This is a genomic window from Streptomyces sp. ADI95-17, assembly GCF_003846175.1.
GTDB classification, from domain to species: Bacteria; Actinomycetota; Actinomycetes; order Streptomycetales; family Streptomycetaceae; genus Streptomyces; species Streptomyces sanglieri.
In genome coordinates this window covers 1,018,102-1,032,008 of record NZ_ML123044.1, presented here as the reverse complement: position 1 = coordinate 1,032,008, position 13,907 = coordinate 1,018,102, and the positions used below count along the sequence as shown (strand labels likewise).

The 13,907-nt window shown below is 72.0% G+C and carries 14 protein-coding genes; 5 read left to right on the top strand and 9 right to left on the bottom strand.

The genetic code is table 11. The annotated features are described in order from the left end of the window. On the top strand, positions 1–445 hold a 445-nt coding region (locus tag EES42_RS04510), incomplete at its 5' end, for a hypothetical protein (RefSeq protein WP_206433365.1). Between the two features lie 30 nt (positions 446–475). On the opposite strand, the gene EES42_RS04505 is transcribed toward EES42_RS04510, so the two are convergent. From EES42_RS04505 to EES42_RS04495, 3 genes are all read right to left on the bottom strand, one after another. Continuing rightward, positions 476–2,116, bottom strand: coding sequence for a phospho-sugar mutase (locus tag EES42_RS04505; RefSeq protein ID WP_124716767.1), 1,641 nt, complete (start codon positions 2,114–2,116; stop codon positions 476–478). A gap of 87 nt (positions 2,117–2,203) precedes the next feature. Then, a complete protein-coding gene (locus EES42_RS04500) occupies positions 2,204–3,028 on the bottom strand; it encodes a purine-nucleoside phosphorylase (protein WP_124716766.1) in 825 nt (274 codons plus the stop codon). Between the two features lie 102 nt (positions 3,029–3,130). Next, complete coding sequence (locus EES42_RS04495; protein ID WP_072486709.1) at positions 3,131–3,568, bottom strand: gamma-glutamylcyclotransferase; 438 nt, start codon at positions 3,566–3,568, stop codon at positions 3,131–3,133. 249 nt (positions 3,569–3,817) lie between these two features. Between EES42_RS04495 and EES42_RS04490 the strand changes: the two genes are divergently transcribed. Together EES42_RS04490 and EES42_RS04485 are read left to right on the top strand one after the other, a co-directional pair. Further along, the gene (locus tag EES42_RS04490; protein ID WP_093549150.1) at positions 3,818–5,257 is read left to right on the top strand and encodes an NAD(P)H-quinone dehydrogenase; all 1,440 of its coding nucleotides are present in this window, start codon (positions 3,818–3,820) and stop codon (positions 5,255–5,257) included. Between the two features lie 187 nt (positions 5,258–5,444). Next, positions 5,445–6,416: a DeoR/GlpR family DNA-binding transcription regulator gene (locus tag EES42_RS04485; protein ID WP_124716765.1), complete on the top strand. Its 972-nt coding sequence runs from the start codon at positions 5,445–5,447 to the stop codon at positions 6,414–6,416. A gap of 173 nt (positions 6,417–6,589) precedes the next feature. Here the strand turns inward: EES42_RS04485 and EES42_RS04480 are convergent, their stop codons facing one another. Both EES42_RS04480 and EES42_RS04475 read right to left on the bottom strand, forming a co-directional pair. Next, positions 6,590–7,189 (bottom strand): TetR/AcrR family transcriptional regulator, encoded by a 600-nt coding sequence (locus EES42_RS04480; RefSeq protein WP_124716764.1) that lies wholly within the window; start codon positions 7,187–7,189, stop codon positions 6,590–6,592. Between the two features lie 143 nt (positions 7,190–7,332). Then, complete coding sequence (locus EES42_RS04475; protein WP_124716763.1) at positions 7,333–9,087, bottom strand: acetyl/propionyl/methylcrotonyl-CoA carboxylase subunit alpha; 1,755 nt, start codon at positions 9,085–9,087, stop codon at positions 7,333–7,335. Positions 9,088–9,497: 410 nt separating this feature from the next. On the opposite strand from EES42_RS04475, the gene EES42_RS04470 reads away from it, so the two are divergent. After that, positions 9,498–9,959 (top strand): hypothetical protein, encoded by a 462-nt coding sequence (locus tag EES42_RS04470; RefSeq protein ID WP_124716762.1) that lies wholly within the window; start codon positions 9,498–9,500, stop codon positions 9,957–9,959. A gap of 94 nt (positions 9,960–10,053) precedes the next feature. On the opposite strand, the gene EES42_RS04465 is transcribed toward EES42_RS04470, so the two are convergent. The 4 genes from EES42_RS04465 to EES42_RS04455 form a co-directional block, all read right to left on the bottom strand. Next, on the bottom strand, positions 10,054–10,665 hold the full coding sequence (locus EES42_RS04465; protein WP_206433364.1) for a Maf family protein: 612 nt from the start codon (positions 10,663–10,665) through the stop codon (positions 10,054–10,056). Positions 10,666–10,722: 57 nt separating this feature from the next. Next, positions 10,723–10,851: a morphogenic membrane protein MmpB gene (locus EES42_RS47235; protein ID WP_259929864.1), complete on the bottom strand. Its 129-nt coding sequence runs from the start codon at positions 10,849–10,851 to the stop codon at positions 10,723–10,725. A 169-nt stretch (positions 10,852–11,020) separates the two neighbouring features. Continuing rightward, positions 11,021–11,230 (bottom strand): acyl-CoA carboxylase epsilon subunit, encoded by a 210-nt coding sequence (locus EES42_RS04460; RefSeq protein ID WP_124716760.1) that lies wholly within the window; start codon positions 11,228–11,230, stop codon positions 11,021–11,023. A gap of 14 nt (positions 11,231–11,244) precedes the next feature. After that, positions 11,245–12,828 (bottom strand): acyl-CoA carboxylase subunit beta, encoded by a 1,584-nt coding sequence (locus tag EES42_RS04455; protein ID WP_124716759.1) that lies wholly within the window; start codon positions 12,826–12,828, stop codon positions 11,245–11,247. A 134-nt stretch (positions 12,829–12,962) separates the two neighbouring features. On the opposite strand from EES42_RS04455, the gene EES42_RS04450 reads away from it, so the two are divergent. Continuing rightward, positions 12,963–13,829, top strand: a complete 867-nt coding sequence (locus tag EES42_RS04450) for a biotin--[acetyl-CoA-carboxylase] ligase (RefSeq protein ID WP_124716758.1) — start codon at positions 12,963–12,965, stop codon at positions 13,827–13,829. The last annotated feature ends 78 nt before the right edge of the window (positions 13,830–13,907 follow it).

Here is a 13,907-nt window from a genome sequence, read left to right as displayed (position 1 = left end):
CGCCGCCCCCGCTCCCGCCCGCACCCCGGCTCCGGTGGCCCGTACAGGCGGCGGGGGCGGTGGCCGCGACGCCCGGGCCACGGGCACGACGCTGCGGATCGGCGGCTGGTCGTCCGGGGTCGTCCGGGGCGGCCAGGAGACCATCGACGCCTGCCGGGACGCGGTGCAGTGGTCGGGCCCGGACTTCGGGCAGGAGGACGGCTACAAGATGCGCACGGTGGTGGTCGTCGGCCACGACTACTGCGGCTTCGGACAGTTCGCCACCCTGCCCGTCGGCACGGTGGTCACCGTCGAGACCCCGCGCGAGATCCTGCGCTACCGGGTCTACGCCCGCCATCTCACCCCGGGCCGCGGCACCCCGGCGCACGGCCTGTACTGGGGCGATCTGACGCTCCAGTCCTGCGTGGGCCCGGACACCGGCTTCAGCTACCTGGTGCGCACCTGAAGCCGCTGCCCGGTCCCGGCCGGACCGGGATCAGATCCCGGCGGCGGCCGCCAGATCGCGCTTGATCCCGTCGAGCAGCCGAGTGCCCTCGGCGCGGGCCGCCGGCAGCCCGTCCGCCGAGGCGACCGGCACCACGACCTCCAGGTAGCACTTGAGCTTCGGCTCGGTGCCGCTCGGGCGGACGATCACCCGGGCGCCTTGCAGGTGGTAGCGGAGCCCGTCGGTGGGCGGCAGCAGTTCCGTGCCCCGCGCCAGGTCCTCGGCCGAGGTGACGTCGAGGCCCGCGAGCGCGGTCGGGGGCCGCTCGCGCAGCCGCGCCATGGCGTCGGAGATGACCGACAGATCCTTCACCCGCACCGACAGCTGGTCGGTGGCGTGCAGCCCGTGCGCGAGCGCGAGGTCGTCGAGGAGATCGAGCAGCGTACGCCCCCGCTCCTTGAGCACCGAGGCCAGCTCGGCGACGAGCAGCGCGGCCGTGATGCCGTCCTTGTCGCGTACGCCGTCGGGGTCGACGCAGTAGCCGAGCGCCTCCTCGTACCCGTACCGCAGCCCGTCCACCCGGGCGATCCACTTGAAGCCGGTCAGCGTCTCCTCGTGGCCGAGCCCCGCCTTCGCGGCGATCCGGCCGAGCAGCGAGGACGACACGATCGACTCGGCGAAGACCCCGCTGACGCCCCGGTCCACCAGATGGGCGGCGAGCAGCGCCCCGACCTCGTCGCCGCGCAGCATCCGCCAGCCGCCCTCGGCGGCCGGGTCCGGGACGGCGACGGCACAGCGGTCGGCGTCCGGGTCGTTGGCGATGACGATGTCGGGGTCCGTGCGGCGCGCGGTCGCGAAGGCGAGGTCCATCGCGCCGGGCTCCTCCGGATTGGGGAACGCGACGGTGGGGAACGCCGGGTCGGGTTCGGCCTGCTCGGCGACGAGCACCGGCGCGGGGAACCCGGCCCGGTCGAACGCGGCGGTCAGCACCGACGTACCGACACCGTGCATCGCCGTGTACACGACGCGGGCGGTACGCGGCGACCCGGCGGAGAGCACGGCGTCCGTACGGGCCAGGTAGGCCGCCAGGACCTCTTCGCCGAGGGTCTCCCAGCCGTCGTCGGGGCGGGCCACGCCGTCGAGCGGGCCGACCCCGGCGATCGCGGCGGCGATCTCGCCGTCCGCCGGGGGGACGATCTGCGAGCCGTCGCCGAGATAGACCTTGTAGCCGTTGTCGCGCGGCGGGTTGTGGCTGGCGGTCACCTCGACGCCCGCGACGGCGCCCAGGTGCCTTATGGCGTACGCCAGCACGGGGGTGGGGAGCGGGCGGGGGAGCACCGCCGCCCGCAGGCCCGCGCCGGTCATCACGGCCGCGGTGTCGCGGGCGAAGTCGGCGGACTTGTACCGGGCGTCGTACCCGATGACGACGAGCCCGCCGCCCTGCCCCTGCGCCTTGAGATAGGCGGCGAGGCCGGCCGCGGCGCGGATGACGACGCAGCGGTTCATCCGCATCGGCCCGGCGCCCAGCTCACCGCGGAGCCCGGCGGTGCCGAACTGCAGCGTGCCGGCGAACCGTGCGGCGAGCTCGTCGAGATCCGCGGCCTCGACGATCCCGGCGAGCTCGTCGCGGGTCTCGGGGTCGGGGTCCTCCGCGAGCCATGCCCTGGCCTGCGCGATGAGGTCCTGCTGCACGGTGTCCGCCTTTCCGGCTGTCCGGGGTGTCTTCGTGGGTGGGGTGCGGCCCCGGGGTCCGGCCCCGGGGGAACGGCCGCGACCGGGTCAGATGCGTTCGAGGACCCGGGCCAGCAGCGCGCCCATGCGCGTCGCGGAGTCCCGGCCCGCCTGGAGCACCTCTTCGTGGTTGAGCGGCTCCCCGCTCAGCCCGGCCGCGAGGTTGGTGACCAGCGAGATGCCCAGCACCTCGGCGCCCGCCTCGCGGGCGGCGATGGCCTCCAGCACGGTGGACATGCCGACCAGGTCGCCGCCCATCACACGGACCATGCCGATCTCGGCCGGCGTCTCGTAGTGCGGGCCGGGGAACTGCACGTACACGCCCTCTTCGAGGGTCTCGTCGACCTCCTTGCACAGCGCGCGCAGCCGCGGCGAGTACAGGTCGGTCAGGTCGACGAAGTTGGCGCCGATGATCGGGGACGCCGCCGTCAGGTTGATGTGGTCGCTGATCAGCACCGGCTGACCGGGGCGCATGCCCTCGCGCAGACCGCCGCAGCCGTTGGTCAGGACGACGGTCCGGCAGCCGGCCGCGACGGCGGTACGAACCCCGTGCGCGACGGCGGCGACGCCCCGGCCCTCGTAGAAGTGGGTGCGGCCAAGGAAGACCAGGACCCGCTTCTCACCGATCCGGTACGAGCGGATCGTCCCGCCGTGCCCCTGCACCGCGGGCGCCGGGAAACCGGGCAGCTCGGTCACCGGGAACTCGGCCTCCGGAGCGCCGAGCGCATCGCCCGCGGGCGCCCAGCCGGAACCCATCACGAGCGCGACGTCGTGGGTCTCGGCACCGGTCAGCTCGCGCAGGCGGGCGGCGGCGTCGGCGGCGGCCGCGTACGGGTCGCCCTGGATGTTGTCCGGAATAACTGATGCGTTCACGCGGATGAGGGTAGCCGGTGATTCCCTACGCGCGTAGATGCCTATGTGCAGAGTCTGTACGCGGTTGCTCGTACTTTCACACAAAAGCGCTGGTCGGCCGGGTCAGCAGGGGCGCTTGCGGAGTTCCATCACATAGTCGTGCGGCGCACCCGCGGACTCCGCGGCGTCGGCGATCTCGCCCAGGTAGCGGGCGGACGGCAGCCCGCCCTCGTAGCCGTTCAGCACATACATCCAGGCCGGCTCCTCGCCGTCCAGGGTGTGCACCCGCACCCGCATCCGCCGGTAGATGTCGAGGCCGACGCCCTCCCACCGGTCCATGGAGTCCTCGTCCATCGGCGCCAGGTCGTACAGCGCCACGAAGACCTGGGAACGGGGCGCCTCCACCACCGTGGCCAGCGCGCCTTCCCAGCCCATCTGCTCCCCGCCGAAGGTCAGCCGCCAGCCGTTGAGCCAGCCGGTGCCGCGCAGCGGGGAATGCGGTGCGCGGCGCGTCATCAGCCGCGCGTCGAGGTTGCCGGCGTACGCGGCGTAGAGCGACATGGGTTCGAGGGTACGGGAGGTGACGGCGGGAACGTCGATTCCGGTGCGGAAGACCACTCGCGAGGTTCCGCTTCCCGCTCCCGGGCCCCGGCGCGCACGCCCCGGCGCACGTATGGAGGGCCCCGGGGCGAAGCACCTTGGCGCGTGCGGGACAATGAAGTACGTACTGCATTCCCCCGGGGCGTTCCCCCGGACCCCCGGCCGGGGCAGCAGACGGCCGCGGGATGACATACGCGAGGCGGACTTTTCGTGACCCGGATCGTGATCATCGGCGGCGGACCCGGCGGCTACGAGGCGGCGTTGGTGGGCGCCCAGCTCGGTGCGGAGGTGACCGTCGTCGACTGCGACGGCCTCGGCGGCGCGTCCGTGCTCACCGACTGCGTGCCCTCGAAGACCCTGATCGCGACGGCGGAGGTGATGACCACCTTCGACTCCTCGTACGAGGAGCTGGGCATCATCGTCGCGGACGACACCCCGCACGTGGAGCAGGCCGCCCGCGTCGTCGGCGTCGACCTCGGCAAGGTCAACCGACGGGTGAAGCGCCTGGCGCTCGCCCAGTCCCACGACATCACCGCCTCCGTCACCCGGGCCGGCGCCCGCGTGATGCGCGGCCGCGGCCGGCTGGACGGCCTCCAGGCCGCCGACGGCTCCCGCAAGGTCGTCGTGACCGCCGCCGACGGCACCGAGGAGACGCTCACCGCCGACGCCGTGCTGATCGCCACCGGCGGCCACCCCCGGGAGATCCCGGACGCGCTCCCCGACGGCGAGCGGATCCTTAACTGGACCCAGGTCTACGACCTCGACGAGCTCCCCGAGGAGCTCATCGTGGTCGGCTCCGGCGTGACGGGCGCCGAGTTCGCGGGCGCCTACCAGGCGCTCGGCTCGCGCGTCACCCTCGTCTCGTCCCGTGACCGGGTGCTGCCGGGCGAGGACCCGGACGCGGCCGCCGTGCTGGAGGACGTCTTCCGGCGCCGCGGCATGAACGTCATGGCCCGCTCCCGCGCCCAGGCCGCCAAGCGGGTCGGCGACCGGGTCGAGGTCACCCTCGCCGACGGCCGGGTCATCTCCGGCTCGCACTGCCTGATGGCGGTCGGCGCGATCCCCAACAGCGCGGGGATGGGCCTGGAGGAGGCCGGGGTCCGGCTCAAGGAGTCCGGCCACATCTGGACCGACAAGGTCTCGCGCACCAGCGCGCCCGGCGTGTACGCGGCCGGTGACGTCACCGGGATCTTCGCCCTCGCCTCGGTCGCCGCCATGCAGGGCCGGATCGCGATGTACCACTTCCTCGGCGACGCGGTGGCCCCGCTGGACCTGAAGACGGTCTCCTCGAACGTCTTCACCGACCCCGAGATCGCCACCGTCGGCTACACCCAGGCCGACGTCGACGCGGGCAAGATCGACGCCCGGGTGGTCAAGCTGCCGCTGCTGCGCAACCCGCGCGCCAAGATGCAGGGCATCCGCGACGGCTTCGTCAAGATCTTCTGCCGTCCCGGCACCGGCATCGTGGTCGGCGGCTGTGTCGTCGCGCCGCGCGCGAGCGAACTCATTCACCCCATCTCGATCGCGGTCGACAACAATTTGACGGTGGAACAGATCGCAAACGCCTTCACCGTGTATCCGTCCCTGTCGGGTTCGATCGCCGAAGTGGCCCGGCAGTTGCACACCCGTAAGCGCGCGGGCGAGGCGTAACCGCCCCCGGGAACCCGGCAATCCCCGGCAACCCCCGGCAACTCGGGCGGTCCGGCGACGGCCGTCCGATCAGTACGGAACAACAACGGGGCCGCCTATACCACTTGGCGGCCCCTTGTATGTACAACTTCCGTTATTCGGCGCAAAGCGCTGAAAACACTCGGGCAGTCACGTTACTGTCAGTTTCGTGTTCGCTGCAGAACGTCGTCAGTTGATCCTCGAAATGGTGCGTGCCAACGGGGCGGTATCGCTCCGTGAGCTCGCCCGCGTCGTCCAGACCTCCGAAGTGACCGTACGGCGGGACGTGCGGGCACTGGAGGCAGAAGGACTCCTCGACCGCCGGCACGGCGGTGCGGTACTGCCGGGCGGTTTCACGCGGGACTCCGGCATTCCGCAGAAATCCCATCTCGCCACCGCGGAGAAGACGGCCATCGCCGACCTGGCCGCCGGTCTCGTGGAGGAGGGCGAGGCCATCGTCGTCGGTGCCGGTACGACCACGCAGGAGCTGGCCCGCCGGCTCGCGCGGGTCCCCGGCCTGACCGTCGTCACCAACTCCCTGCTGGTCGCCCAGGCGTTGGCCCACGCCAACCGGGTGGAGGTGGTGATGACCGGCGGCACCCTGCGCGGTTCCAACTACGCCCTGGTGGGCAGCGGCGCCGAGCAGTCCCTCCAGGGGCTGCGGGTCTCGCGCGCGTTCCTCTCCGGGAGCGGGCTCACCGCTGAGCGCGGCCTGTCCACGTCCAACATGCTCTCCGCGAGCGTGGACCGGGCGCTGGTGCAGGCGGCGGCCGAGGTGGTGGTCCTGGCCGACCACACCAAGCTCGGCTCCGACACCATGTTCCAGACGGTGCCGACCGACCTCATCACCCGACTGGTGACGGACGAGCCTCCCGGCCACGACGACCGCGCCGCCACCGAGCTGCAGGCCCTCGCGGACCAGGGGGTGCAGATCGCGGTGGCCGGCTCGGGAAGCGGCACCACGACGGCCGAGAGCCTGCCGCACGGCCGCCAGCAGGGCCGCCGCGACATGCCGCTGCCCGGCCAGCGCCGTACGCCCGGGAGCGGGCCCGGGGGACCGGGCCCGCAGCAGCTGCGGAGCGCGGCCGTGGTGGCGGAGCAGGGGGACCGGGCGAGGGTGGCGGACCTGCGGCGCCGGTAGGAAACGGGTCCGCACATCGCCGGGGCGGCATTCCGGCCTCGGCGGCGTTTCCGGCATGGGGCACCGGTCGCGGTTTCAGGCGCGAGGTCCGGCGCGGAGCCCCGGTTGCGGGAAGGGGCGGGCAGGGGGACGGCCCCACGCAGCGGACGACAACGCACCGCCCCGCTTCCCGCTCAACCCTCTTCCTCACGCGCCCCCTTGAGTCCCTGCAAGGTCAGCATCAGCAGCCGCCCCGCCAACTCCGGGTCGTCCGGCGACTGTTCGGCGGCCAGTGCGATCGCGTTCGTCAGCTGCAGCAGGTCGCCGATCGACACGTCCGGCCGCACCGCCCCGCTCTTCTGCGCCCGCACCAGCAGCGCCGCCCCCGCCTCGCGCAACGGCACATTGCACTGCGAGAGGGCCGAAGAATCGTCCCGTGACGTCGACATGAGCGCCTGAGCCAGCCCCCGGTACTCACCCGCGTGGGTGATGATCGCGCCCAGCCACTCCACCAGACCCGCACACGGCTCCCGCGCCTGCGCGAGCTCCCGGGAACGGGTGATCAGGGACGTCAGGGCCTCCTGGAAGACCGCGTTCATCAGCGCGTGCCGGTTCGGGAAGTGCCGGTACAGCGTGCCGATCCCCACGCCCGCGCGCCGCGCGATGTCCTCCAGGGACGCGTCGGTGCCGTGCTCCGCGAAGGCGGTCCGGGCCTCGCCCAGCAGCCGGTCGTAATTCCGGCGCGCGTCGGCACGCATGGGCCGGGGCGGCGTCTGCGCCGTACTGGTCGCCATCGCGCAGCCTCCCTTCTTCCGCCTCGGGGTCCAGGATGCCATCGTGCGCCACCCGGGTGCGGCCGGACCGCCGCGTACGGCAAAGGGGCCCCCGCGGAGCCGTACGACTCCACAGGGGCCCCTGAGGCCGGATACCGCGTCGATCAGTCCTTGATCTCGCAGATGACGGCGCCGGAGGAGACCGAGCTGCCGACCTCGGCGGCGAGGCCCTTGACGGTCCCGGAGCGGTGCGCGTTGAGGGGTTGTTCCATCTTCATGGCTTCGAGGACGACGATGAGGTCGCCTTCCTGGACTTCCTGGCCTTCTTCGACGGCGATCTTGACGATGGTGCCCTGCATCGGGGATGCGAGGGTGTCGCCGGAGACCGCGGAGCCGGACTTCTTCGCGGCGCGGCGTTTGGGCTTGGCGCCGGCGGCGAGTCCGGTGCGGGCCAGGCTCATGCCGAGCGAGGAGGGGAGGGAGACTTCCAGGCGTTTGCCGCCGACCTCGACCACGACGGTCTCGCGGCCGGCCTCTTCGTCGGTCTCGGTGTCGGCGGTGGCGGTGAAGGGCTTGATGTCGTTGACGAACTCGGTCTCGATCCAGCGGGTGTGGACGTGGAAGGGTTCGCTGGTGAAGGCCGGGTCGGTGACGACGGCGCGGTGGAAGGGGATGGCGGTGGCCATGCCTTCCACGGTGAACTCGGCCAGCGCGCGGGCCGCGCGCTGCAGTGCCTGTTCGCGGGTCGCGCCGGTCACGACGAGTTTGGCGAGCAGGGAGTCCCAGGCGGGGCCGATGACGGAGCCGGACTCGACGCCGGCGTCGAGGCGGACGCCGGGGCCGGTGGGCGGGGCGAACGTGGTGACGGTGCCGGGGGCGGGCAGGAAGCCGCGGCCGGGGTCCTCGCCGTTGATCCGGAACTCGAAGGAGTGACCGCGCATCGCGGGGTCGTCGTAGCCGAGTTCCTCGCCGTCGGCGATGCGGAACATCTCGCGGACCAGGTCGATGCCGGTGACTTCCTCGGTGACCGGGTGCTCGACCTGGAGGCGGGTGTTGACCTCCAGGAAGGAGATCGTGCCGTCCAGGCCCACCAGGAACTCGACCGTGCCGGCGCCGACGTAGCCGGCCTCCTTCAGGATCGCCTTGGACGCCGCGTACAGCTCCGCGTTCTGCGCGTCGGACAGGAAGGGGGCCGGGGCCTCCTCGACCAGTTTCTGGTGGCGGCGCTGGAGCGAGCAGTCACGGGTGGAGACCACCACGACGTTGCCGTGGGTGTCGGCCAGGCACTGGGTCTCCACGTGCCGGGGCTTGTCGAGGTAGCGCTCCACGAAGCACTCCCCGCGGCCGAACGCGGCGACGGCCTCACGGACCGCGGAGTCGTACAGCTCCGGGATCTCCTCCAGCGTCCGCGCGACCTTCAGCCCCCGCCCGCCGCCGCCGAAGGCGGCCTTGATCGCGATCGGCAGCCCGTTCGCCTCGGCGAACGCCACGACCTCGGCCGAACCCTCGACCGGGTCCGGCGTACCGGCGACCAGCGGGGCCCCGGCGCGCTGCGCGATGTGCCGGGCGGCGACCTTGTCACCGAGGTCACGGATCGCCTGCGGCGGCGGGCCGATCCAGGTCAGGCCCGCGTCCAGCACGGCCTGCGCGAACTCGGCGTTCTCCGACAGGAAGCCGTAACCCGGATGGACCGCGTCGGCACCGGAGTCCTTGGCAGCCTGGAGCACCTTGGCCATGTCCAGATAACTGGCGGCCGGGGTGTCACCGCCCAGAGCGAATGCCTCGTCGGCCGCACGCACATGCAGAGCATCGCGGTCCGGGTCCGCGTAGACGGCCACGCTCCCGATCCCGGCATCCCGGCATGCCCGAGCAACACGGACAGCGATTTCGCCACGGTTGGCGATGAGCACCTTGCGCACGATGGCTCCCTCCTTGAAACAAGCTGAGTTTAGGGACTACCGACACGGCCCTACGACCCGTCCCCAATGGTGAGCTTGCCCACACGGAGTGTGATTCGAGGCTTGCTCAAGTCGCGAAATCCCTTGTGGCACCACGGTACGCCGGGTTTCATAACCGCACAGTAGCCACGAGGTGTGGTCCAGGTCTCTGTTCGTACGGGCTGCGACTCCGCGCGTTTCTTTGTCGAGTCCCCACTAATGGGTGAGCGATTCTTTGCCCGACGCACTTGAGGCGCGACAAGGGGTGTGCGGGGAGAGTGCGCCCGCGCACGCCGCGAGCGCGGGACGGAAGCGGAGATCGCCGGACCCTTGTCCGGAGCATTACTGGTTAGTAGGGTCCGCGCTATCGCTCGTACTGCAGGTAACAGGGGGTGGACACCGTGGTGCGCAGACCGGTGGCGTTCGTGGCCGCGATCGTGCTGTTCGTGGAGGCCGTGGGCATCGTGCTCATCAACGGCATCCTCGCGACGGTCGTCAAGAACCAGACCATGTCGCTGGCCGGGATGGACCCCGCCGTCATGTCGAACGGCACCTGGGCGATGGGCGGCTTCTTCGGCCTGTACCTGCTGCTGTGCGGGCTGTTCCTGCTGCTGGCCGGCATCCGCGACCGGGCCCCCGGCCGGTTCGCCCGCATCGTCCTGATCGTCTGCGCCGTGGTGCACGCGGTGCTGGGTGCGCTGACGGTCGGGCTGGTCGGCTGGGCCGCGTTCGCGAGCATGATGGTGGTGCTCGGGCTGATAGTGCTCACGCTGGTGGCGTACGGCACCCGGCCCGACGGTCCCGCCGACGAGCCCGCCGACGGCGCCGGAGCGGGCGCCCCGGCGCCGGTCTGATCCGGAGCGCCGGGGTGTCCGCTCGGACTCGGGCCGGGCTGTCCGCCGGTCCCCGGGCCGGGGGTGTCCGCCCGGACCCGGCCCGGAACCCGGATCAGGCCCAGAGTTCGGTGACGGAGATTCCCAGCTCGCCCAGCAGCCGGCGCAGCAGCGGCAGCGAGAGCCCGATGACATTGCCGTGGTCGCCCTCGATGGAGTCGACGAACGGTGCCGAACGGCCGTCCAGGGTGAAGGCGCCCGCCACGTGGAGCGGCTCGCCGGTGGCTACGTAGGCGGCGATCTCGGCGTCCGTCGGCTCGCCGAAGCGGACGGTGGTCGAGGCGGTGGCCGAAGCGGTGCGTCGGGTCGCGGTGTCGATCACGCTGTGGCCGGTCTGCAGCACCCCGGCCCGGCCGCGCATGGACTTCCAGCGGGCGATGGCCTCCTCGGCGTCGGCCGGCTTGCCGAGCGCCTCGCCGTCGAGTTCGAGCACCGAGTCGCAGCCGATGACCAGGGCGCCCGCCGCCTCCGGCCGGCCGGCCACCGCCGCTGCCTTGGCCTCGGCGAGCACCAGAGCCAGTTCGGCCGGGGTCGGGGCGCTCAGCGCGTCCTCGTCCACCCCGCTCACGATCACCTCGGGCGCGAAGCCGGCCTGCCGCAGCAGACCGAGACGGGCGGGGGAGGCGGAGGCGAGCACGAGACGGCGCTGATCAGTCATACGGGCCATCGTAGAAGAGCCGCACCGGCCCGGGCCCCGGCCCCGTACGGCGGCCCCCCTCGGCCCTCAGCGCAGCCCGAGCACGAACATCGCGACCACCATCGCGAGGGCGAGCACCAGCCCCGCACGGCGCATCATGTCCTGGGCGTCGCGCAGTTCCTTCGGGGGCTTGTTCTCGGGGTCGGACCACAGCATGGAAACGATCCTGCTGCCGCGGCGGGCGGCGCGCCTGAGTACGGGTACTCAGCCGCCGTGGTGCGTACCGGCCGGATCGCCCCCACACGCACCGGAGGTCCGGACCAAAAGGGCCCGGACCTCCGGAAACGCTGCAACGGGGATGCCCCGGCGACCACCGGGATCGCGGCTACCCGGGCCAGTACGTCCGGGCCCAGGCCCGCGGCCCCGGCAGATGACGTGTGCGCCGGGCGATGCGTCCCGGGTCGGACCACTGACCGGGCAGCGCCGGACCGCCGGCCGACTCCTCGGACGTCGTCGCCGCGGCGCGCGCCCGCACCACCGCCAGTGCGGCTGCCAGCTCCTCCGGGGTCGGGTTGCCCCGTACGACCTTGATCATGGCCAGGACCCTTTCTAGAGGGGGATGTTGCCGTGCTTCTTCGGGGGCAGCGACTCCCGCTTGGTACGCAGCTGGCGCAGCCCCTTCACGATGTGCGCGCGGGTGTCGGACGGCATGATCACCGCGTCGACGTAACCGCGCTCCGCCGCCACGTAGGGGTTGAGCAGGGTGTCCTCGTAGTCGGCGATCAGCTCGGCCCGGGTGGCGTCCTGATCCTCGGCGGCGGCGATCGTACGGCGGTGCAGGATGTTCACCGCACCCTGCGCGCCCATCACCGCGATCTGCGCGGTCGGCCAGGCGAGGTTGATGTCGGCGCCGAGGTGCTTGGAGCCCATGACGTCGTACGCGCCGCCGAACGCCTTGCGGGTGATCACGGTGATCAGCGGGACGGTCGCCTCGGCGTACGCGTAGATCAGCTTGGCGCCGCGGCGGATGATGCCGCCGTACTCCTGGTCGACACCGGGCAGGAAGCCGGGGACGTCGACGAAGGTCAGCACGGGCACGTTGAAGGAGTCGCAGGTACGGACGAAGCGCGCGGCCTTCTCGCTCGCGTTGATGTCCAGGCAGCCCGCGAACTGCATCGGCTGGTTGGCGACGATGCCGACCGGGTAGCCCTCGACGCGCCCGAAGCCGGTGATGATGTTCGGCGCGAACAGGGCCTGCGTCTCCAGGAACTCGCCGTCGTCCAGCACGTGTTCGATGGCGGAGTGCATGTCGTACGGCTGGTTCGCCGAGTCCGGGATGAGGGTGTCCAGCTCGCGGTCCTCGTCCGTGGTGGCGAGCTCCGCCACCTCGGGGAAGGCGGGCGCCTCGGACAGGTTGTTCGAAGGGAGGTACGACAGCAGCGACTTGACGTACTCGATGGCGTCCTTCTCGTCGCCCGCCATGTGGTGCGCCACCCCGGAGGTGGTGTTGTGGGTGCGGGCGCCGCCGAGCTCCTCGAAACCGACGTCCTCACCGGTGACCGTCTTGATGACGTCGGGGCCGGTGATGAACATGTGCGAGGTCTGGTCGACCATGACCGTGAAGTCGGTGATCGCGGGGGAGTAGACCGCGCCGCCCGCGCACGGTCCGACGATCAGTGAGATCTGCGGTACGACGCCCGAGGCGTGCACATTGCGGCGGAAGATCTCCGCGAACAGCCCGAGCGCGGCAACGCCTTCCTGGATCCGGGCGCCGCCACCGTCGTTGATGCCGATGACCGGGCAGCCGGTCTTCAGCGCGAAATCCATCACCTTGACGATTTTCTCACCGTAGACCTCGCCGAGCGAGCCGCCGAAGATGGTGAAGTCCTGCGAATAGACGCAGACGGGGCGGCCGTCGACCGTGCCGTAGCCGGTGACGACGCCGTCCCCGTACGGGCGGTTCTTCTCGATGCCGAAGTTGGTGGAGCGGTGCCGGGCGAATTCGTCGAGCTCCACGAAGGAACCCTCGTCGAGCAGCAGATCGACCCGTTCGCGCGCGGTCAACTTGCCCTTGGCGTGCTGCTTCTCGACCGCGCGCGCGGAGCCCGCGTGCGTCGCCTCGTCGATACGGCGCTGCAGGTCCGCGATCTTGCCCGCGGTGGTGTGGATGTCGGTCTCTTCCGGCTCGGACATCGGGTGGCGGCTCCCTGCCTGGTCACGGGGACGACTGTGCTGCTGAACAGGTACTGAAACACCTACTGATCCGTAGGGTATCGGCGCGGATACGGTTCGGCAGTGCGTCGTTTGCCACACCTAGTCTGGCTTGCATGACACCTTCGGATACGCCACAGAGCCGTTGGTCGGACCTGGACCGACCGCCCCTGAACGTCCCCGCGCTGCGCCGCGGACTGCTGCGGCCCGGCGGACTGTGGACCTCGCTGGACGTGGTGGAGACCACCGGGTCCACCAACTCCGATCTCGCCCGGCGCGCGGCCACGGGGCTCGACGAGGGCGCCGTGCTGATCGCCGAGGAGCAGACCGCGGGGCGCGGCCGCCTCGATCGCACCTGGACGGCTCCGGCCCGTTCGGGCCTGTTCTTCTCCGTCTACCTGAAGCCGGGCGACGTCCCCGCCGAACGGTGGGGCTGGCTGCCGCTGCTCACCGGTGTCGCCGCGGCGACCGGCCTGGCGAGGTCCGCGGGCGTCGACACGGCCCTGAAGTGGCCCAACGACCTCCTGGTCACGGTGGAGGGCGCGGAGCGCAAGGCGGGCGGCATCCTGGCCGAGCGCGCCGGGGACGGCGTGGTCGTCGGCATGGGCGTCAACGTCTCCCTGCGCGCCGACGAACTACCCGCCCCCACGGCCGCCTCGCTGGCCCTGGCCGGTGCGGTCTCCACCGACCGCGAGACGCTGCTGCGGGGCGTGCTGCGCTCGCTGGAGCACTGGTACGGCCAGTGGCGCGCGGCGGACGGCGACGCGGCGGCGAGCGGCCTGCAGGAGGCGTACGCGGCGGGCTGCGCGACGCTGGGCCGGACGGTACGGGCCCAGCTCCCCGGCGACCGCACGCTCACCGGCGAGGCCGTGGCGATCGACGGCGACGGCCGCCTGGTCCTCTCCACCGGCGACGGCCTCCAGGAACCCGTCTCGGCCGGCGACATCGTCCACCTGCGGGGTGCGGGGGGTGGACTGGTCTGAGGGCGGGGCGGTGGCCGTCCCGGGCGCGTACGGGCACACCGCACCGCCCCCGGCGCCTGCCCTGCCGGGCCCTGGCTC

Coding starts and splice junctions, on each gene's coding strand:
- EES42_RS04455 (WP_124716759.1), bottom strand. CDS start 12,828: ATGTCCGAGCCGGAAGAGACCGACATCCACACCACCGCGGGCAAGATC.
- EES42_RS47235 (WP_259929864.1), bottom strand. CDS start 10,851: ATGCTGTGGTCCGACCCCGAGAACAAGCCCCCGAAGGAACTGCGCGAC.
- EES42_RS04495 (WP_072486709.1), bottom strand. CDS start 3,568: ATGTCGCTCTACGCCGCGTACGCCGGCAACCTCGACGCGCGGCTGATG.
- EES42_RS04460 (WP_124716760.1), bottom strand. CDS start 11,230: ATGATCAAGGTCGTACGGGGCAACCCGACCCCGGAGGAGCTGGCAGCC.
- EES42_RS04450 (WP_124716758.1), top strand. CDS start 12,963: ATGACACCTTCGGATACGCCACAGAGCCGTTGGTCGGACCTGGACCGA.
- EES42_RS04465 (WP_206433364.1), bottom strand. CDS start 10,665: ATGGCCCGTATGACTGATCAGCGCCGTCTCGTGCTCGCCTCCGCCTCC.
- EES42_RS04480 (WP_124716764.1), bottom strand. CDS start 7,189: ATGGCGACCAGTACGGCGCAGACGCCGCCCCGGCCCATGCGTGCCGAC.